The sequence below is a fragment of the Blautia sp. JLR.GB0024 genome (genome assembly GCF_037000545.1).
GTDB classification, from domain to species: Bacteria; Bacillota; Clostridia; order Lachnospirales; family Lachnospiraceae; genus Blautia; species Blautia celeris.
Window position 1 is genome coordinate 365,477 of the sequence record NZ_JBANBF010000001.1, and the last position, 19,560, is coordinate 385,036.

A 19,560-nucleotide genomic window follows, 5' to 3' on the forward strand; every position below is an offset into this window, starting at 1 on the left:
AAATTATAATGACACGGATGAGGCATCTTCTTGCAAAGAAATTATGGCAAGCTGTGCAGACTATTGAAGATTTAAACTGGCGTGTATCTTGGATGTTCATCAGGATGATATCGTATCAATAGAAACAGAAGATTATTTAAATGAGGTGTGATAAATGGGCAAGCGTATTGTGAAAAATTATCCTTCTCCACGTTTGATGGAAACAATTGGTGCAACAAATCAAACGACTCCTGAGGCCATTGGAGAATTGGTTGCAAATTGCTTTGACGCCCGTTATCAGGATGAAAAACTTGCAATAACCATCGACGTGCGAAATGGAAGCATCACTGTCATTGATAACGGAAAAGGTATGGAATTTTCCATTCTGGAAAAAGCGGTATGTATTGCCGAAGATATGTCTAGATATATTGAAAGAGGAGAAGGTGCAAAAGGCCATTTCGGAATGGGTTTTAAGACATCCTGTTCAACCCTTGGTAATTATTATGAAATCTATACCAGACCAGTAGATGGGAATGTCGAATATTATACGTCGTTTGATATTAATGATTACGGAACACGACCAGCCGGGTCAGATGCATGGGACGTGGAAATTGAAGATTTCCTGCCTTCTGAAAATTCCCCTTTAGGCGCAGCTGGACATGGAACTGCTTTTGTTATAAGCAGATTAAAAAATAAAAACCCTATGGTAAGTGCAATACTAGCTTACATGGGAGAAGCTTTTAAGGCTCATCTAGATCATGGCGATAGAATCACCATTATTGATGAATCTGGTACTAATGATGCGGAGCCAATCAAATATAATTTCATTAAAGGAACAAAAGTCGAAATTGATGAGATTTTTGGGCCGGAAGACAAATATCATATTACTGGCTGGATGGCATTGGATTCTCAGACTCATAACAACGGTTTTTATGGATTTAATATTTATAGACATAATCAGCTAGTAGAAAAATACGACAAGACTTGGTTTAGAGCACATCTGATGACAAGCCGAATTATTGGTGAAGTTAATATGGACTTTTTGGATGCAACTTTCTATAAGCAGGGTATTCAGCAATCAGAAGACTGGATGTTCGTTGCCGCTCATATGAAAGAATACTTGAAAGGTATTGTTACGGCATCAAATAATGTGAGCAAAAAAGGAAATATTAATAATCCGAGCGAGCTTAAGAAAATAGTTAATACGCTGCGTGACGATTATGAGGTTGATGGTGAAGTGAGTGAGGAGGATTTTGGTGAAAAAAAACCTTCTACAAAGAAAGGTGAAAGAGACGAGAAGCCAAGTATCAATGATACCATCAAGAATATCGTTACTGAAGAGGCTCTGACTTTGGAAGATGAAGGAGAAATTATCATTACTTATCTTGAAAAAGAGAGTGGAAGCAGTATACATGCACCATTTGACTATATTTTTGCTGAAAGTGATGATGACGATACTGCAGAATTGCAGGTGCTACTGTTTAAGAATCACCCTTTATGGAAGAAGAAGGTTGATGACGATGTAAAGAAAGTACTTGCAACATCTGATGCTATTTATAGATTACTTGTGGAAAAACTTAGTTATGATGCGTCCAAGGCCCTGAAAATTCGAAATGAATGGGTAGTTAAACGCACGGAAGGGATGAAATAAGCTGTGGATAAATATCAAGCTCTTGAGAAAATCAAAGACCTTTGGAATTCCGTAGATGTAGATTTAGGACAGAAAATCATCGAAATCTCAGAAGCGTTTTATGCTGTGGGTTTGGATCTTTCTACTGCAGCTGCGTTTGTTAAAGCAACACCTTCTGAATTGGACGCGCTATTATCTTTGGGTGCTTTAGATGAAGAACTTATTGAATTGATTTCTAAGGCTGAGCCGCCAAAAACTACATGGGCACTGATAGCGAACGCTAGTTATGAAGAGGCGAGACAGGCATTAAATGCATTATTGAATAGTAAGGATTCACATTCAAATAATGGTACATCGCATAGTGAGTTTGTTTATCAGCAAATGATGGAAATTGCAGGACTTACTAAAGAACAAATGGTGGGAATGTTGACTGGAGCTGATTTGGCACATGCACTTAAAAAGGGACAGGATTTCAATGCACTTTCTGAGTGGGAGAATAAATTTTTTAAAAGTGTTGTGACTCAGAAAAAACGCGGAAAAACTCTTTCTGGAAAGCAGATAGATATCGTATTAAAAATTTTGGAGAACCTGTCTTCAAAGGGTGCTATTAAGCGCAACAGTATAGACGGTGATGAAGAGATATGCGACAGAATCTTGGACGCAATTGGGAAATAAGTTATGGGATTAAAAGAAATCAATATCCAACTGAGCTATGCCGGTAGAGGTGAACTGATTTTAAAAGATTTTTTATTACCTGCCATTGGCGAATCAGTACATTATGACAGGGTAACAAGTTTTTATACAGTTGAGTCTCTGCTGGCAATTTCTCAGGGAATCGAAGCGTTATATCAGAAACAAGGAAGAATGCGTCTCATTATAGGGATTCATAGCGTACCTGCAGAATTTGTTGAAGCATCCTTGCGACGAGAATATTTGACAAAGCAGATTGCTTCAGTACGTGAAGAAGTTAAAAAAGGAATAAATTCCATTTCGGATTCTTTGAAGAAAAAGCGATTAGCTACTATCGCTTGGATGGTTGAAGATCAGTTGCTCGAAATTAAGGCTGCTGCTGTTAATGGTGATGGTATTTTTCACCCGAAAACGCTAATTCTTTCAGATGATAAAGATACACTGGTCGCTGTTGGAAGTCCGAATGAGACCGGTAGTGGGCTTGGGGGAAATTTTGAGCAGCTAATGGTCGCTACTTCTTGGCTAGCACGGGATGCAGTGAAAACGCAGCAGGATTTTTTTGAAACGCTTTGGAACAATAAACATGAAGAAGCGGACGTATTAGATATTACAGAAGATACTGCAGAAATGATTAAAGAGGCGTTGGGTAAGGACTATGTTTCACTTAAGTCTGGTGTTGAAGTTTGCCATGGTTCTGCTGAAATTCTTTCTGCGGCTTCTAAAATGCTCGCTAATTACTTTGTTTCAGGAGATATTCCAGCACTATATATGCATCAGGAAAGAGCTGTGATTGACGCTCTTTCAAGGTGGCCTGTGCGTGTATTATTTTCTGATGAAGTGGGACTCGGCAAAACGTTTGAAGTCGCTGCAACGATGAACTTTCTTGTAAAATATTGCGGCATCAAGAGAGTAGTCATTTTAACGCCTAAATCAGTTTTGAAACAGTGGCAAGACGAACTCTTTGAACACTTTCACATAAATGCATATTTGTATAATTCTAGCTCTAAGGCATACTATGACTGCTTTGGTAAGAGCATCGGTATTGGTACTGACAATCCATTAGGGAAGAGGGCTCCAGGTATTGTACTTATGTCAGCACAGTTTGCTCGCGGTAGTGGAAAAAATAAGGACCTATTTTCACAACCTGGATGCGTTTTGCCTGATTTATTGATTCTTGATGAAGCTCATTCTGCGCGTATAAGCAAATCTATTGCAGGAACTTCACAGAAGACTCGCATGTATTCTATGTTAGAAAGCGTGGTTCGAAAGATTCCACATCTTATACTTGCCACAGCTACACCTATGCAAAAAGAAGCAAGTGAATATCATGCCATATTAAAATTACTGGGGTTGCCTAAAATTTGGCAAAAACCACGTAATTATACAACTTCATTAAAAGTTATCGCGATTGCTGAGACACCAGATATTTCAGATGCGGCCAGTGTTGCAAAGCTACTTCTCAGTACAATTTCGTCGATGAAACCAGATATGAGCCGTCTTACAAAAGAAGAAACGATTGCAGTTGAGAAGATAGTTGATATCAAGGATACTGCGGATCAATACGAACTGGGTAAAATGGTGCAAAACAACTGGAATATACTCAGGCCTGCATTCATCAAACTTCATCCGGCTCATTTGCTGACAGTCAGAAATACTCGTAGAGCATTATCAAATGTTGGATACAAGTTTCCAACCAGAAATCTTATTGAAGAATCTGTTACTGATTCCGAGCGAGTTCAGTTGTTTTACATAAAACTAGATCAGTATTTAACGAATGATTGTTTTCAGGTTGAGCAAGTCTTATACCCGGACCAATTTAGGTCAATAGGATTTGTACGAGTTAGTTATCAACAGAGAATGGCTTCTTCTCTCTTATCCTGTAAAAAGAGTTTAGAACGTAGATACGAAAAAATCACCAAGCTAAAGGACAAATTAGATGAGCATCTGAAAAAGTTCTCTACACTTGGCCAGTCATTCGGTATCCTTTCAAGTTCAGACGATATTGAATTGGATGATTTGCTGAATATTGATTTTGAAGGTACAGATGAAATTGATTGTGGAGATTTAGATGTGGTGGCTCTACGTAGGAGTGTTGGCATCGAAACAACAGCGCTATCATCGTTGCTAAAAGAAGTGGATACCCTTTTGAAGGCTTCTGGCGATTTGAAGATCGTGCGTTCAATTCAAATCGCGCTCAGGTGTTTGGAGAAGGATGATAAAGTTCTTTTATTTTCAAGATATACAGACACTGTCGATGCGTTATTACACGAATTTGCTCGTATTGGAGCTAACAGCAAGTATGCTTACGGCATCTATACCGGTGACAAATCTATAATTGTTGAAAACGGTACAGAAACACTATGCAGTAAAACTGAAATAAAAAAATTTTTGTTCTCCGGACGAATGAAGGTCGTATTTTGCTCGGATGCAGCATCTGAAGGCTTAAATCTGCAAGCAGCTCGTGTGTTGATCAATGTCGATGTGCCTTGGACTCCGGCTAGATTAGAGCAGAGAATTGGTCGTATTGCAAGACTTGGTCAAGTGTCTGAGAAAGTTGATGTTTATAATGTTTGGTATCCTAATAGTATAGAGGCACGGATGTACCATCGAATACAGCGACGTCTCGAAGAGACAAATTTGGCTATAGGAGAATTTCCAGAAATCGTTGCAACTGAGATTCGCGATGCCGTTATAGAAGATAAGGATGAGGATGCTACGGGAATAGCAGAGTTAAAAGAGATTCGTAACTCTGTTCAAAGACGTGCGCTGGAAGAATTATGGTCACAAACATCGGCTGTAACTGTGACAAGCAGAATGCGAGAAAATCTGATTTCACTGTGCAATAACATATTTCCTGTTCGCGGAAAATTACTAGATGGAATTATTGTTCAATATGAGATGCCAGATGGTACGATAGTTGACCTGACGGCTAAAGACGGTATGCAAGAGAGTATTTCTCTCACATCAATACCATGGAAATTCATAGATTTTACTGATTCTAGAATAGAAATCCTTCAGGATGAGCATGGAAAAGATATCGCTTTTGCGATTAAAGATGGCGGAAATCAGATTCTGATCAAGCATGAATCAATAACAGAGTTTCTTTTGGATAAAGAGCTTAGTACAAGTGATGAACTTCAGGGGAGGCCTATTATGTTGCCTAATAGTAAAAACTTGGATTTAAGCTATAGCGTGGATACTGAACTAGAAAAATGCCCGGAATTTTGGGCTTTGAGAAGGATGTGATTTTATGAAAACTCGATTACTTGCTCCTCCATGGACAAAACCAACACTAACAGATGAAACATCTGAAGCATTAGAAATAATCAGTAGCAATGTATGGAAAGATGCTTCTGTTCGTTTTTCAGCTGAGCGAGATGCAAAAATCAAAGCTGGAAAGAGTGCTCCTAAAGGAATGCAGCGTTATTTGAATGAGATTTTGGTTGAACGTTTTAACTATCATGGATGGGATGGCGATTCGGGTTATTTCATAAAAGAAAAAACATGGATTAGGGTTACTTTCAGACATCAGATGAGTCTAGGGTCTGATATTTTGGACGCTTTGAAAGTTTGTAAGAAGGAAGGCATTGAACAAGCTGTGATTCTTGCCGCTAATAGAAAGACACTGAATATTATCTCACCTAATGATGCAGCAGCAATCGTTTCGTTTGAAAAATTGGAGAAGGAGATTCTGTCTCTTTATGGGGCATTGGATATTCCTTTGTTGATTGGAGAGCTTACACCGCTTACTAGTGCGTCGAAAGATGTTGAGGCTGAATTGAAAAAAGAACGGTATCGAGATTTGACCATACCAACTAGACAATGATTGACTATATAATTTAAAATTAGAACTTGAGGTACCGCAAAATGGTTGATAACTATCTGAAAATCTTGTCATTTTTAAAAAAATATGGAGGAAATCAATATAAGAAGCTTGATAAATGCTCTTCAAATGAAGAGCGGGACTATATGGTTTCTGGAAGTGAGGCTGGAAAATTTGCAAGAGCGCAATTTACAGAGCTAGTGGAAATCATTGAGAAATCATGTTCGTTTGAACATGACAAGGTTACGCAATGGCAAAATAGCGGCACTTATGTAAGCTATTTATGGTGTCAAATGAAGCGCAAAGAGCATAAAGATAGCCAAATCAGCATGTCGTTATTTGCTGAAAAAGGAAACGATTTTCTCCGGTTTCGTCTGAGCATTGAATTAGCAATGGCAGCTGCTTCTACAAGCGATATTACAACTTATGCAGGCTTACTTAATGTCCCGCTTGATCCAATGCTCGTATATGTGTCTGGAGGCAATAACGAATCTGAATTTCGTATATTGGATGAACGCGATAACACTGTAGTAAAGGCTATGAAGCTAAAAAAGGTTCAGATTTCCTACATTATTACTGAAGATGATTACACTAACGATGCCGCTCTGTGTAAGTCTCTGCTAGGTGCAGCAGAAAAGTTGGTTAGTTATTATGATGAACTTTTCGAGTTACATCAACCTTCAAAACCAAAGTCAAAGGAAGGAGAGAAGCCTATGCCTGGTCTGAAGTCTATTGTTAGCTCGAAGGAGGCAGTTACTGAAATTAAAAATTATATTTTTAATCGAGGATTCGATTACCCTGATGGCATGGTTGAAAACTTCTACCTCAGTTTGAAGAGCAAGCCTTTTGTTATTCTTGCCGGTACTTCCGGTACTGGAAAGACTCGTTTGGTAAAACTCTTTGCGGAAGCCATCGGAGCTGACTATAGGCTTGTATCTGTGCGGCCGGACTGGAGCGATGGCAGTGACCTTTTCGGACATACAGACCTTAACGGTCACTTTATTCAGGGTCCTGTCTGCAGTGCTTTTGATGCAGCTGTTGAAAATCCAGACAAGCCCGTATTTCTTTGTTTCGATGAGATGAACTTGGCACGTGTGGAGTATTATCTGAGTGATTTTTTGTCAGTTATCGAGTCTCGTTATAAGAGTGAGGGTAGAATCAAAACAGAAGGCATAGCACAGTATGAAGGTGGAATTCCGGATAACCTTTATGTTGTCGGTACCGTCAATATGGATGAAACGACCTTCCCATTCAGCAAGAAAGTCCTGGATCGTGCCAATACCATAGAATTCAACTATGTGGATCTGATTCCACAAAAACGTACAGTTGGTACAGTTGAACCACAGGCATTATCTAACAGCTTCCTGTGCACAGAGTATCTGATTCTGGCTATTGATTGTGCAGAGGAAGAAGATTTTGTACAGAAGGTTTGCGTGGAACTTCAGGAAATGAACAAGTTTCTTGCCAAGGCAAATGCTAATGTAGGCTTCCGTGTACGTGATGAGATTGTTTTCTATATGCTGAATAATAAGAAGGCAGGAGAACTGCTTACATATAATCAGGCAATGGATAACCAGATCATGCAGAAAATCCTGCCGAGGATTCAGGGCAGTTCTTTTACAGTTAAAACTTTATTGATCGATCTCTTTAAGTTCTGTAGTGGTTCTGCTTCCGGAATTGATGCAGATACAGGTAATGTTGGCGAGCAGATGCGAGTTATGGCATATACTGCAAAATATCCGGAAAGCGCAAAGAAGATTGGATATATGATGACGAGGTTTGAAGACGATGGTTTCACTTCCTACTGGCTCTGATAAGTTATTAGAGGTCCGAACAGCGTATGTTGATATAGTAATAAAAACGAAAGGGAAGCAGAATGCAGGTGCTGTGGTAAACGGTGATGCGTCTTCTTCCCTGAAAGTCGTTGCTTCAGATATAAAACGAATCAGTGTTCCTGTACAGGAAATGTCAGAGGAATATTTTGACCATGAAGGAATGGCGGTGCATGAATTCAAAGTAAAACCGTTATTCTTTGAGCAGACCGATTATGTTGTCACCATAAAAGCTCGAAATGGAGAAGCGCTTGAATTCTTTAGTAACAGCAATCTAATTGAAGAACGAATTTGCCGGGTGCTTGACGATGATGCATCATTATTGTCCGGAGTTATTAATTTCGGAAACAATGTCGGTTTTTGCGATTTCAATGTAGCTGCAAATAATAAGACAGTAATTTCCATTCGGATAGAAGTCTATCCCACTAAGGTCAATTATAAAGAGGATTATCAAGAAATGATGGCGGACATTAATGACCTGATCAGTGAAAGTGTCCTCGACTTTATGAAGAAGACTTATCAAGTGTTCGTTCCGAACCATAAAAAGAACGAGGTGTCGGCCGTATTTTTTACTGTTTTAGAAACAATATGCAGCAAATATCTTCAGTCGGTAAATCGAATCGTTGCTGTTCCCCATCACAAACTGGTAACGATCCACGAAGTCGTTCCGCATTATAAAGCACGGAGAACAGATTCAAACTCTGAAAAGTGGCTACAGAAGCATCCTGAATACATAAGAAAGGGGGGGACAAGAATTCTGGCGGAGCGTGTGCTTTCTGTGCGCAAGCAGATTACCTATGATACACAGGAAAACCGTTTGGTCAAGTTCATGTTGCGTTCCACCATACGACACATTGATGATTTCCTGAAAAGATATATCAAGAGCACCCAAAAACCTGAGCGGTCGATTTTGGATAAGGCATACAGAATAAAGCGAGAACTGCAGCGTATTCTTGCCTCTTCGTTTCTGGCGGATGTATCTGAGTACAGTGCAGCACAAAGTATGTCACTTGTATTCGGTATGGCTCCCGGTTATCGTGAACTGTACAAGTATTATCTGATGCTACAGAATGGCATTTCTGTTGGTGGCGACATCTTCCGAATGTCTGTAAGAGAAACTGCGCAGCTCTATGAATATTGGTGTTTCATTAAGCTTTATGCCATTCTGAAAGAGCGATATGAATTGAAATCACCGGATATTATCAAGGTTGATCGGAAGGGGGTCACAGTAGATTTGGTCAAGGGAAAGCCTTCGAAGATAACATTCGTAAATACCCAAATCGATGAAAGGTTCTATCTTACCTACAATCCTTCTGAGGCAAAGACTCAGACAGTGCATCAGCGTCCGGATAATGTTCTTGAACTTGAAAAACGAGGATCGAAGAATGCCTATAAATATGTTTTTGATGCGAAGTACCGCATTGAAATGAATCCAGACAGCTCATTTTATCCGGATACCAAACCAGGTCCCAAAGTGGATGATATCAATACGATGCATCGTTATCGTGATTCTATTGTTTATGAGAATCCGGATTCCAGATTTACTTTTGAGAAAACTATGTTCGGCGCTTATATTTTGTTTCCATATGCAGAGGAGGAAGTATATAAGAATCATAGGTTTTACCGAAGCATAGAAAGTGTCAACATTGGCGGTTTGCCGTTTCTTCCAAGTGCAACTTCACTTGTTACAAAGTTGCTGGACGATCTGATTACGGATTCACCCGAGTCAGCGTTTGAAAGAGCGACTCTTCCTGCAGGTATGGAGGAGCGTATTTGTACTGTAGATTGGAATAAGAGAGATGTGCTGATTGGTCTTGTTACAGATTCGGACCACCTGCAGCTGTTCCTGAAATCTAAGTTGTACTGGACTCGTCGATTTGATAAAGTGAACCTGCCAATACGGTATGTAGCGCTATATGAAAAAGGCTCCGGTATTCGGTACTACGGAGAACTCATATCTTACAGTCAGAGAAAACGGTCACAGTTGCCCGGAGCCAGCAAACATAGTTCTAAGGATTATCATGTGTTTGAAGTCTTACAATGGCATGAACTTCCGGAAATCATTACCATGGAAGAGAGCGGACCTAATCCGGTTGCTTATACAAACTATTTTCTGCTGAGTACCGCAAAGACATACTCAGAACTGCGTTTGCGCAATGAGGCGGATTATCGTTTCTTTATAGAATTAAAGAGACGAACAGATCCCCGAATTTTGGATGAAGAGGGATCCACTGCATTTGAGTTTGGGGAGACGAAAGTTTTGATTGAGAGTGACATGATTCATATCATTCGTGATGGAAGCATCGTGAAGAGTGAAAATGTTGTAGAATTTAACAAGCATCCGAATGCAACATTTAGGATGCTGCAAAGCTGCATGAGCAAATTGAGCTAGCTTTATGATATGGATTAAAAAGCACGAGAAAAATTTCTTATCTTAGCAGAATGCCGTAATTGAAAATAGCCCAGATAAAGTCATTCAAACTGAGGAACAACTCAGAAAAATAATGGATATTCTGGTAGCGAATGATGTCTGTATTATACAGGAAAATATGGATATTATTCGCTCAAGTAAAAGTCAGGAGACAAAAGCATCCAGAAGGAACCTTCTCAGAGAGATGGGTATACCGATGCGGTGAAACCGCTGTTCCGGAAAAATGGGGTCAAAGTTTTAAATCACTAAGGACAGAATTCTGCGTAAGAGTCTTAAAATACCGTGCAAATGGTGCAGTGTTATCGAAATATACAGAAAGGATGGCCGAAATTATGAAGAAAGATAAATGGGCATTGAAAGTCTGTGAGCAGTCCGGATATAATTATAAGCCGACACCAGCGATTATGTTAAAAGGAGCATGGCTGGAGGACGGGGTATTTACAAAGGATACTCCGGTGACAGTTCTGGTTGAAGAGGGAAATGATATGGTTAAATAAAGGGAGCCGTCCAAGGGCGGGCATCCGGAAAGGAATTGGAAATGATATACATAACAGGTGATACCCACGGACAATTTGGACGAATAGAAGAATTTTGTGAGCGGCTAAAGACCAGTCGTGAAGATATATTGATTATACTTGGAGATGCTGGGATAAATTTCAGCGGACAGAAACAGGATAGTTTAAAGAAAAGATTTCTGGAATCTCTGTCGATTACGCTTTTCTGCATTCATGGGAATCATGAGCAGAGACCGTATACGATAGACAGTTATAAAGAAAAAAGCTGGCACGGCGGTACGGTTTACTATGAAGAAAAATATCCACATCTGTTGTTTGCAAAAGACGGGGAAGTGTTTGATTTGGATGGGAAGCAGGTGATTGTCATGGGTGGAGCGTACAGCATTGATAAAATGTTCCGGCTGATTTACGGTTACGGCTGGTGGGAAGATGAACAGCCATCAGAGGAAATAAAGAAGTATGTGGAAGCTCAGTTAGATAAACTAGGGTGGAAGGTGGATGTGGTGCTGAGTCATACTACACCATTGAAATATGAGCCGGTGGAAGTGTTCCTGCCAGGCGTTGACCAGAGCAAAGTAGATAAGTCTACGGAAGAATGGCTAGATGGGATAGAGGACAAGCTGGAATATCAGAAGTGGTATTGTGGGCATTATCATACGGAGAAGAAGATTGATAGGCTGGAGATAATGTTTCAGAATGTGGAAGAATTTTGCGGAAATATTAATACTATAAATTAAGCGAATGATAGAAAGGAAAGTGCTATGGAAAATCAGTTTAAGTGAAATGGATATATATTCAAAGGAATTAAATAAAACAATCTTTATAGACCATATAGGGTAAATATTATTTATGTGGTGATTAAGGATTATAAAGAAAGAATACAACAGTTGTCATAATTTGATTCTTTGTAGAGGACAAGAGAGATAACGCAAAAATGTATATCTTCTTTTAATATGCAAGTGTCCCTTAAATGGGGGAATTCGGTACCCCCCGTAAAATAAAGGAAAAACTAATATATAAGGAGAAATGCAAACATGATAAAAATACTATTCGTCTGCCATGGCAGGAATTGCCATTTTTATTAAATTTCCTTATTTTATGTAGGTTTTGGATGGTAGAAGGGATTTTACAACTTTTGAAAGGCGTTCTGGTATGACGATTATTTGTTAATTATTTTCAGTACTTCCAGTGCAAAATAATTGTATTGAGAATGATTACTATTCGTGATAAAATTTGATTATATAAACGTGTGGTTAGATTATGGACTTGTGTTTCGCAAGTGTTGACGAAAATGGTAGGAAGATATGCTCTCTATCAATCTGTATTATGCTTATGTATATTTTATTATATATTATGCATCGCATATCTTAATGGAAGAGAAAGAGCGTATAGTCAATTTATATTTTATAAATACTTCTTTGCTAATCCGAAACCATTAATTGTAACAGAAGGGCGGTTTCTGTGATACTGTATACGGCTACGCTGGCCTCTGACCCACGGATACTCTTTGAAAACAGCCAGTTGCGGCGGCCCACTGCAAAGTTTTTGATAGCACGTTCGGCTGCATTTATTATAGGATAAGGGAGACAATTGTATATGGAACTTGATAAAAATTCACAACAACCATTATATATGCAGCTAATGAAGAAAATAAAAGAACAGATACAGAGCGGATGTTATAAGCCAGGAGATCAGATTCCTACGGAAATTCAACTTTCAGAACTTTATCAAGTGAGTAGGATTACTGTTCGAAGAACAATTGAAGAACTCTGTGTTCAAGGAGTTTTAGTAAAACGTCAAGGCAAGGGTACATTTGTAGAAGCACCACGGATTTATAGGAAGATTGAAAATGATAACAATATGAGTTTTTCCGCGGCCTGTATAGCAAATGGAAGACGGCCGTCCTCTCATATCATTTCCTGCACGGTCATGGATGCGGAGAACTGGCAGAAGGAATTTCTAAAGATTCAGGATGATTCCCGCCTGTACCATATCGAACGTGTCCTGTCGGCGGATGATCTGCCGATTATATATGAACATATCTACATACCGGTAAGTCGAGTGCCGGATCTGCAGGCGGAACGTCTTGAAGGCGGATCGTTCACCTGCATGCTCAGCGAGGAATACAATGTACAGGAATCCGAGAAAGGGCGCAGTACGGTGGAGGTGCGTATGATCCCTCAGTCGATTGCGGGATATCTGAAGATGAGCACTGGTGAACCGGTTATGATTCTGACCAGTTATATCAATGATAAAGAGGAAAATCCGCTGTATATCAGCTATGAGATCATAGCGGGCGGACGATACCGGATTTCAATCTGAACCGGTAGTTTATAAAGGTTATATCTGAAAGTGAGAAGAGCTTATAAGCGAGACATTTCAAAATGAGAAATGCTGTTTTTAAGCTCTTTTTTTGTCTATTTACTACAAAAAATTGATTTTAAAAATATTTATTACTAACAAAGTTCTAATGCACCGGAAAGGTCATATTGTATTATAACGTTATAAGATGATATAATCAAAAGCAAGAGAGGAGGGAACGAGAAATGGAGAAAAAATTCTCAAAGGTGATAGCTGCAAAGCACCTGTTTGACAGCGTCCGAGACGATTCATACGAAGGTTATATATGTCTGAAAGACAATGTGATCGTCAAAGCCGGAACCGGGGCTCCAACGCAGGAGATCACAGATCAAGCAGACGAATTCCTACAGTTTGATGAGGAATTTGTTATGCCGGGGATTACAGACACACACACGTTTTTCACCGGATATGCAGTATTTCATGTCGGCGCGGATATGTCTGATGTGACGGACAATGGGCAGGGGCTGAAGACACTGCAGAACTATGAGGGCGGGAAGGGGTCAGAGGGCGCAATTTTGGGTCATGGCTGGATTCCGGAGAAATGGAATCAGGCAGAAGGTGAAAAGATGCTGGAAGCAGAGTATCCGGACAGACCGGTTATCCTTTTTGCGGCTGACAGATCAACCTGTATTATGAACCGGAAGGCAAGAGAGACTTACGGATTTACGCCGGAGAGTTGTTATCCTGAAAGCTATTACCGCATTATGAGGGAATATCTGAATGACCGTGGGTTTATTGAAAAGGAATTTTCAGACTACATGAAAATGATGAATTCCCGGGGCGTAACAACGGTAAAGGAGATGGGGTTCGACGATTTCTACGGATTTACGGATTACCTGAAGGAAATGGAAGATTCCGATGACCTGCATCTCAGATTCTTCTTCATGTCCCAGCCGGTCGGACAAAGAATGAATCTTCCTTATGCAAGAAAGATGAGAGAAAAGTTTACAGGAGACAAGGTAAGATTCAGTGGATTTAACAGTATGACGGACGGGACCATTGCGGCAAATAAGGGAGATCTCAAAAAGCCATATGAGGGACAGACGTTTACCTGCACGCTGGATATTCTTTATGATGAGATTGAGACGGACGTACTTGCTGCGGATGCGGAAGATTTCAGATGGTCTCTTCATGCACAGGGAGACGGTGCAGTAGGAAAGATCACACAGATCTATGATAAGTGTAAAAAGGAAGACGAGCAGTTGAAGAACCGCCATGCCATTACGGACATGGAATTTACCGATCCCGTTGATCTGGAAAGACTTGGAGCTTTGGGGGTGACAGCAGAACTCTATTTCCAAATCATGTCACTGGATCCTGCGGAGGTGTTGCTTGATAATATCAGCAGAACAATCGGATTTGAGAGAAGAAAGAATTACTGGAACCGCAGGAAGATGCAGGATTCTGGTATGATATTAAGCGGGGCGACGGATCTGCCTCTTCTGATCACAAGTCTGCCGGAGTCAATCTATTACTCGTGCGGCGGATATCTGGATGGTCTGGATACTCCGTTCCAGCCGGAAAATACCATTACAGTATCGGAAATGCTGAAAGCATGGACCATCGGTGGAGCCAGAAACCTTTCTATGGAAGATAAGCTCGGAACGCTTGAAGAAGGGAAGCTTGCAGACATTACAGTATTTGACAGAGATTTTCTTCACGCAGATTCTGCAAATGTAAAAAGCGCAGGCGTAGTTATGACAATCATGGACGGAAAGACGGTATATAAAAAATAAAAGGAGAAGAGAGTAATGGCAGAGAAGAAAAAATTCAAGATACATATGCCTCATGTAATCACTCTGATCTTCTTCCTGATAATCGTTGTGGCAATCCTCACCTGGATCCTGCCAAGCGGTGAATTTGAGAGGACGATCATGGAGACTTCTACAGGCGAAAGAGAAGTCGCAGTTGCAGGAACCTATCATACTGTTGCAAAAATCACAGAAGATGGTACGAGTCTCCGACAGGGAATCACTGAGGTGCTGATGGCTCCAGGAAAAGGCATTCAGTCAATGGTAGAGGTACTTGCTTTTGTTTTTATCATTGGCGGAGTGTTCCAGATCATGGCAAAGACAAACGCGCTGAATATGGGAATTCAGAAAGTTGTTAAAAAACTCGGTTCAAAGGATGTGCTGATCATACCGATCCTGATGGCCCTGTTCGGTCTGGGAGGAAGTACATTCGGTATGTCGGACGAACTTGTTCCATTCTATCTGCTGATTATGCCGATAATGTTTGCAATGGGGTATGATTCCATGACTACATTTATGACAGTCTGTCTGTCGGCGACAGTCGGATATGCGGCATCAACAGTGAATCCGTTTTGCGTGCTAGTGGCACAGGGAATTGCCGGGATTCAGGGAAATCCGCAGCTGGTTTTCCGTATGATCCAGTGGGTAATTATGATGGCAGTTATCATTGCATTTGTTACATGGCGTGCTATCAAAATTAAGAAAAATCCTGAAAATTCAATTACATTTCAGGATGATCTGCACAAGAGAAAGGAAATGGGCGGAGAAGATGTTGATTTTAATCAGAATATGACACTTCGCCAGAAACTGGTGCTTGCAACATTCGTGATCGGTATGGTCATCGTTGTGTTTGGGCTGGTTAATTTTGGATGGTATATGAATGAACTTTCTATGTGTTTCCTTGGAATGGGGATTCTGATGGGAATCTTCGGTGGACTTACTGAGACAGAGATTGCGGAAGAGTTTATTACAGGTGTTAAGGATATCGCATTTGCCGCTATGGTAATTGGTTTCTGCAGCGGTATTATGGTAGTGGCTCAGGACGGAAAAATTATTGATACGATTCTGAATGCTTTGAGTAATCTGGTGGCAAATTCGAATAACGTTGTATTTGCAGCTGTACTCTATGTGGTTCAGTCTCTGCTGACACTGCTTGTTCCGTCCTCTTCAGGACTGGCTGCACTTTCTATTCCGATTCTGGCACCGCTTTGCGATCTTCACGGCGTAAATCCGGAGGCGGCAGTTACAGCACTGCAGTACGGAAATCAGCTTACGAATCTGCTGAGCCCTGTAGCGGGAACAACAGTGGCAGGACTTGCGGTGTGCCGGGTTTCCTTTGCACAGTGGTGGAAGACAATCTGGAAAGTATGGATTATTCTTGCAGTACTTGCAATTGCATTCTGTACAATATCAGCAGGCCTTTAAATTATGATATATCGCGGAGGAACGCGAGAAGATATAGAAGGTGCACAATTCTTGTGCAATTTAAGAAAAATATTTTATAAAAGTAGAAAAGGAGAAATGAATTATGAGCAATAGACCGGAAGAACTTATCAAAAAAATCTATGAGGAACAGGGAAAGATCAACGATGTATTCCTTACAGCCTGCGGGGGCTCTCTTGTAGATCTGTATCCGGGGTACTATTTTATAAATTCTGAGTCAGAGACAATGCATTCACACTGGCTGACAGCAAGAGAAATGACCGTATCACCATCAAAATTTCTGAAAAGAGGAGCACTCGTTATCCTGTGTTCACATGGAGGAAATACAAAAGAGACCGTTGAAGCTGCTAGACTTGCAAAAGAAAGAGGCGCCGCAATCATCACTATGACACACAATCCGGAATCAATCTGCGCACAGGAGGATATGAATTCGGTCGTATACAGCTGGGAAGATGATACAAATGAAAGAGAAAGGCCGCAGGGCATCGTTATCAGAGTATTAAATGAGCTGATGAAGATGCAGGAGCCTGGATATACAAAATATGAAGCAGTCCTGGACGGACTGGAGAAGGCTGACGGTATCGTACGCGCAGCTGTGAAGAAAGTACAGAACCGTACATGGGTATTCGCAGAGAAATATTTCGATGAACCGTTCCTCTACATCATAGGATCCGGCGCTTCCTACTCACAGGCATATGGATTTTCCATCTGTTCTCTTCAGGAGATGCAGTGGATGGATTGTTGCTACCTGCACTCAGGCGAATATTTCCACGGCCCGTTCGAGTGTACAGATGAAGATCATCTTTATATCCTGCTTATGGGAACCGGCAAGGCAAGAGTTATGGATGAAAGGGCACTCACATTCCTTAAGAAATATGCGAAGAAATATGAAGTTATTGATGCAGTCGAACTTGGCATTGATGCGATCGACGAGAGCGTAAACGAATATTTCTGTCCGATGGTATTCTATGCAATGACTGTTGCATACCGTACAGGACTTCAGGATAAGAGAAGACATCCGCTTGATATGAGAAGATATATGGGTGTTGTAGAGTATTAAGGAGAATAGCGATGGCAAAATATAATACAAATGTTTTAGGATTTGGCGATAATGTAGTAGATATTTATGAGCATTCTCACATGATGTATCCGGGAGGAAACTGTGTAAACCTCTGTGCTTATTCCAGAATGTTCGGAGCAAACCGTATTGCATATATGGGATATTTTGGAAGTGACGATATTGCTGAGTTTGTTATTTCCGTGTTGCAGGAGCTTGAGATTGAAACAGTTAAATGCAAACAGCTGGTCGGAGAGAACGGATGGTCCAAATGTACTCTGAATGAGGGTGACCGCGTTTTCGGTGATTACAATGAGGGCGGAGTCAGAGGTAAGACACCGTATATTCTGGATCGGTTTGATCTGGAGTATATGAAACAGTTTGACTTTGTCCACACCGGAAATTATTGCTATACAGAATCACAGTTAAAGCCGATGAAAGAGGCGGGAATCAGGATTTCCTTTGATTTCTCGGACGATTCTTCAAAAGATTATTACGAAAAATATGCGCCCTATGTGACATATGCATTCTGTTCCTTTGACGGCGATGAAGACGCGGCGAAAGAACATCTGAAATTTATGTATTCTCTGGGACCGGAACTGGTATCTCTTACAAGAGGATCAAAGGGATGCATCATGTATGACGGAGAGCAGTTTTATGTACAGCCGGCGACAATGATCGATGAGGTTGTGGATACCATGGGGGCAGGGGATTCGTTCCTTACTTCTTTCATGGACTGCTATATCGATCAGTTAAAGAAAGGTGCAGAGAAACCGGATGCAATCCGGACGTCTCTAGCAGAAGCATCCAAATTTGCCGCGCATGTATGCACATTGGACGGTGCTTTCGGATACGGAAAGACAATTACAAGAGAAATATAAAACAAAAAAGAGGAGAGGACTGATGATCTATCATGGAGACGCACTGGAGTATATCGGTGAAACACCGGATATTCTGAGCAGAATTATTGAGGGTCAGGCGTCTGTCCTGCAGGACTGCGGGAAAATATTCGACAGGGAGGGAATCCGCGGAGAGATCAGTGAGGTCATTCTGACAGGATCCGGCTCATCCTACAATGCAGCTGTCGGAGCCTCTGTCTTTGCACAGAAACTGCTGGGTATACGGGTGACTCCCGTATACCCAGTAACAGTTATGGAAGAGATGGATGTTGTCTCAGACAAAGCACTGGTGATCGGAATTTCGCAGCAGGGCACGAGCACAGCAGTCATCCGAGCGCTTGATGCGGCGGGGGAAAAGGGATTTTGCACGGTTGCAGTGACAGGAGAGTATGAGACGGAGATTACACGGCACGGAGAGGCTGTTCTTTATGTGGAATGCGGGTATGAAGATGCCGGAGCCACGACCAAAGGATATACAGCTACCGTTCTGACACTGTTCCTTTTTTTTATTATGGCTGCTGAGAAAACGGGCAGGATTACCGGCATGCAGAAAGCGGAATATATCAGCCGGCTCCGCAGGGTAACCGGCAATATGCCGGGGATTCTTGAAGAAAGCTTCGGATGGTGTAAAAGAACAGCGGATAAACTTGTGAATAGCAGGGATCTGATGCTGATCACCGGAAGCAGCATGCGGGCATCACTTCTGGAGGGGTGTCTGAAATTTTCCGAGACCTGCCGATTCCCTGTCAGGGGGTATGAAGCAGAGGAATTTATGCATGGAATATACAATGCAGTGACAGAGGATACGGATTTTCTGTACCTGTTTCCGGCAGACGGATATGAAAAAATGAGAATGGAGAAATTGTACGGCTATTACAGGGAGAAAGGATACCGGCATTATGCGGTAAATCTTCCGGAGACTGCCTGTTCGGAAGGCCAGTGCGCGAATGTTCTGTGCTGCCATTTTATCAATGATCCTGATTTTTCTGTGCTGGAGTATATGCTGCCACAGCAAATGCTTTTTGTGTTCGCATCAAGAGCAAGAGGGATAGACTTGAACCTGCCGAAAGATCCGGAATTTCACAAATATATGGGAAGCAAGATTGAGTAATAAAAACAAAGGATCCGGGAAGGATCCAAAGGAGAACG

General features: G+C 41.1%; 14 protein-coding genes and 2 pseudogenes. 15 read left to right on the plus strand and 1 reads right to left on the minus strand.

All coding sequences use genetic code 11. From position 1 onward, the window contains the following. Nucleotides 1–154 precede the first annotated feature (154 nt). The 8 genes from V8Q34_RS01645 (at nt 155) to V8Q34_RS01680 (ending at nt 11,637) form a co-directional block, all read left to right on the plus strand. Nucleotides 155–1,630: an ATP-binding protein gene (locus tag V8Q34_RS01645; RefSeq protein ID WP_033140451.1), complete on the plus strand. Its 1,476-nt coding sequence runs from the start codon at nt 155–157 to the stop codon at nt 1,628–1,630. 3 nt (nt 1,631–1,633) lie between these two features. Further along, nucleotides 1,634–2,284, plus strand: coding sequence for an adenosylcobinamide amidohydrolase (locus V8Q34_RS01650; protein ID WP_033140450.1), 651 nt, complete (start codon nt 1,634–1,636; stop codon nt 2,282–2,284). A 3-nt stretch (nt 2,285–2,287) separates the two neighbouring features. Further along, nucleotides 2,288–5,545: a helicase-related protein gene (locus V8Q34_RS01655; protein ID WP_335834680.1), complete on the plus strand. Its 3,258-nt coding sequence runs from the start codon at nt 2,288–2,290 to the stop codon at nt 5,543–5,545. Nucleotides 5,546–5,549: 4 nt separating this feature from the next. After that, nucleotides 5,550–6,125, plus strand: a complete 576-nt coding sequence (locus V8Q34_RS01660; RefSeq protein ID WP_033140448.1) for a hypothetical protein — start codon at nt 5,550–5,552, stop codon at nt 6,123–6,125. 41 nt (nt 6,126–6,166) lie between these two features. Then, nucleotides 6,167–7,936 (plus strand): McrB family protein, encoded by a 1,770-nt coding sequence (locus V8Q34_RS01665; protein ID WP_052099248.1) that lies wholly within the window; start codon nt 6,167–6,169, stop codon nt 7,934–7,936. Further along, entirely contained in the window at nt 7,911–10,346 is a 2,436-nt protein-coding gene (locus V8Q34_RS01670; protein WP_335834899.1) for a restriction endonuclease-like protein, read from the plus strand. Before V8Q34_RS01665 ends, V8Q34_RS01670 begins: the two co-directional genes overlap by 26 nt. Nucleotides 10,347–10,717: 371 nt before the next feature. Continuing rightward, nucleotides 10,718–10,882 (plus strand): SymE family type I addiction module toxin, encoded by a 165-nt coding sequence (locus V8Q34_RS01675; protein WP_103732198.1) that lies wholly within the window; start codon nt 10,718–10,720, stop codon nt 10,880–10,882. A 41-nt stretch (nt 10,883–10,923) separates the two neighbouring features. Next, nucleotides 10,924–11,637 (plus strand): metallophosphoesterase family protein, encoded by a 714-nt coding sequence (locus tag V8Q34_RS01680; protein WP_033140446.1) that lies wholly within the window; start codon nt 10,924–10,926, stop codon nt 11,635–11,637. Nucleotides 11,638–12,351: 714 nt separating this feature from the next. Here the strand turns inward: V8Q34_RS01680 and V8Q34_RS01685 are convergent. Next, nucleotides 12,352–12,468 (minus strand): annotated as a pseudogene (locus V8Q34_RS01685) (IS66 family transposase); the annotation flags it as partial. Nucleotides 12,469–12,532: 64 nt separating this feature from the next. Between V8Q34_RS01685 and V8Q34_RS27475 the strand changes: the two are divergent. The 7 genes and pseudogenes from V8Q34_RS27475 to V8Q34_RS01715 form a co-directional block, all read left to right on the plus strand. Next, nucleotides 12,533–12,706 (plus strand): annotated as a pseudogene (locus V8Q34_RS27475) (GntR family transcriptional regulator); the annotation flags it as partial. Between the two features lie 54 nt (nt 12,707–12,760). Beyond that, nucleotides 12,761–13,222 carry a GntR family transcriptional regulator gene (locus V8Q34_RS01690; RefSeq protein WP_335834681.1) on the plus strand — a complete coding sequence of 154 codons (462 nt, stop codon included), beginning with the start codon at nt 12,761–12,763 and terminating at the stop codon, nt 13,220–13,222. A 224-nt stretch (nt 13,223–13,446) separates the two neighbouring features. Further along, a complete protein-coding gene (locus V8Q34_RS01695) occupies nt 13,447–14,997 on the plus strand; it encodes an amidohydrolase (protein ID WP_335834682.1) in 1,551 nt (516 codons plus the stop codon). A 15-nt stretch (nt 14,998–15,012) separates the two neighbouring features. After that, a complete protein-coding gene (locus tag V8Q34_RS01700) occupies nt 15,013–16,437 on the plus strand; it encodes a YfcC family protein (protein WP_103733091.1) in 1,425 nt (474 codons plus the stop codon). A gap of 103 nt (nt 16,438–16,540) precedes the next feature. Further along, on the plus strand, nt 16,541–17,515 hold the full coding sequence (locus tag V8Q34_RS01705; RefSeq protein ID WP_103732692.1) for an SIS domain-containing protein: 975 nt from the start codon (nt 16,541–16,543) through the stop codon (nt 17,513–17,515). An 11-nt stretch (nt 17,516–17,526) separates the two neighbouring features. Next, nucleotides 17,527–18,393, plus strand: a complete 867-nt coding sequence (locus V8Q34_RS01710) for a PfkB family carbohydrate kinase (protein WP_335834683.1) — start codon at nt 17,527–17,529, stop codon at nt 18,391–18,393. Between the two features lie 22 nt (nt 18,394–18,415). Further along, on the plus strand, nt 18,416–19,522 hold the full coding sequence (locus V8Q34_RS01715; protein ID WP_335834684.1) for an SIS domain-containing protein: 1,107 nt from the start codon (nt 18,416–18,418) through the stop codon (nt 19,520–19,522). Nucleotides 19,523–19,560 lie beyond the last annotated feature (38 nt).

Coding starts and splice junctions, on each gene's coding strand:
- V8Q34_RS01675 (WP_103732198.1), top strand. CDS start 10,718: ATGAAGAAAGATAAATGGGCATTGAAAGTCTGTGAGCAGTCCGGATAT.
- V8Q34_RS01705 (WP_103732692.1), top strand. CDS start 16,541: ATGAGCAATAGACCGGAAGAACTTATCAAAAAAATCTATGAGGAACAG.
- V8Q34_RS01680 (WP_033140446.1), top strand. CDS start 10,924: ATGATATACATAACAGGTGATACCCACGGACAATTTGGACGAATAGAA.
- V8Q34_RS01645 (WP_033140451.1), top strand. CDS start 155: ATGGGCAAGCGTATTGTGAAAAATTATCCTTCTCCACGTTTGATGGAA.
- V8Q34_RS01665 (WP_052099248.1), top strand. CDS start 6,167: ATGGTTGATAACTATCTGAAAATCTTGTCATTTTTAAAAAAATATGGA.
- V8Q34_RS01690 (WP_335834681.1), top strand. CDS start 12,761: ATGAGTTTTTCCGCGGCCTGTATAGCAAATGGAAGACGGCCGTCCTCT.
- V8Q34_RS01710 (WP_335834683.1), top strand. CDS start 17,527: ATGGCAAAATATAATACAAATGTTTTAGGATTTGGCGATAATGTAGTA.
- V8Q34_RS01700 (WP_103733091.1), top strand. CDS start 15,013: ATGGCAGAGAAGAAAAAATTCAAGATACATATGCCTCATGTAATCACT.
- V8Q34_RS01695 (WP_335834682.1), top strand. CDS start 13,447: ATGGAGAAAAAATTCTCAAAGGTGATAGCTGCAAAGCACCTGTTTGAC.
- V8Q34_RS01670 (WP_335834899.1), top strand. CDS start 7,911: ATGGTTTCACTTCCTACTGGCTCTGATAAGTTATTAGAGGTCCGAACA.
- V8Q34_RS01655 (WP_335834680.1), top strand. CDS start 2,288: ATGGGATTAAAAGAAATCAATATCCAACTGAGCTATGCCGGTAGAGGT.
- V8Q34_RS01715 (WP_335834684.1), top strand. CDS start 18,416: ATGATCTATCATGGAGACGCACTGGAGTATATCGGTGAAACACCGGAT.
- V8Q34_RS01660 (WP_033140448.1), top strand. CDS start 5,550: ATGAAAACTCGATTACTTGCTCCTCCATGGACAAAACCAACACTAACA.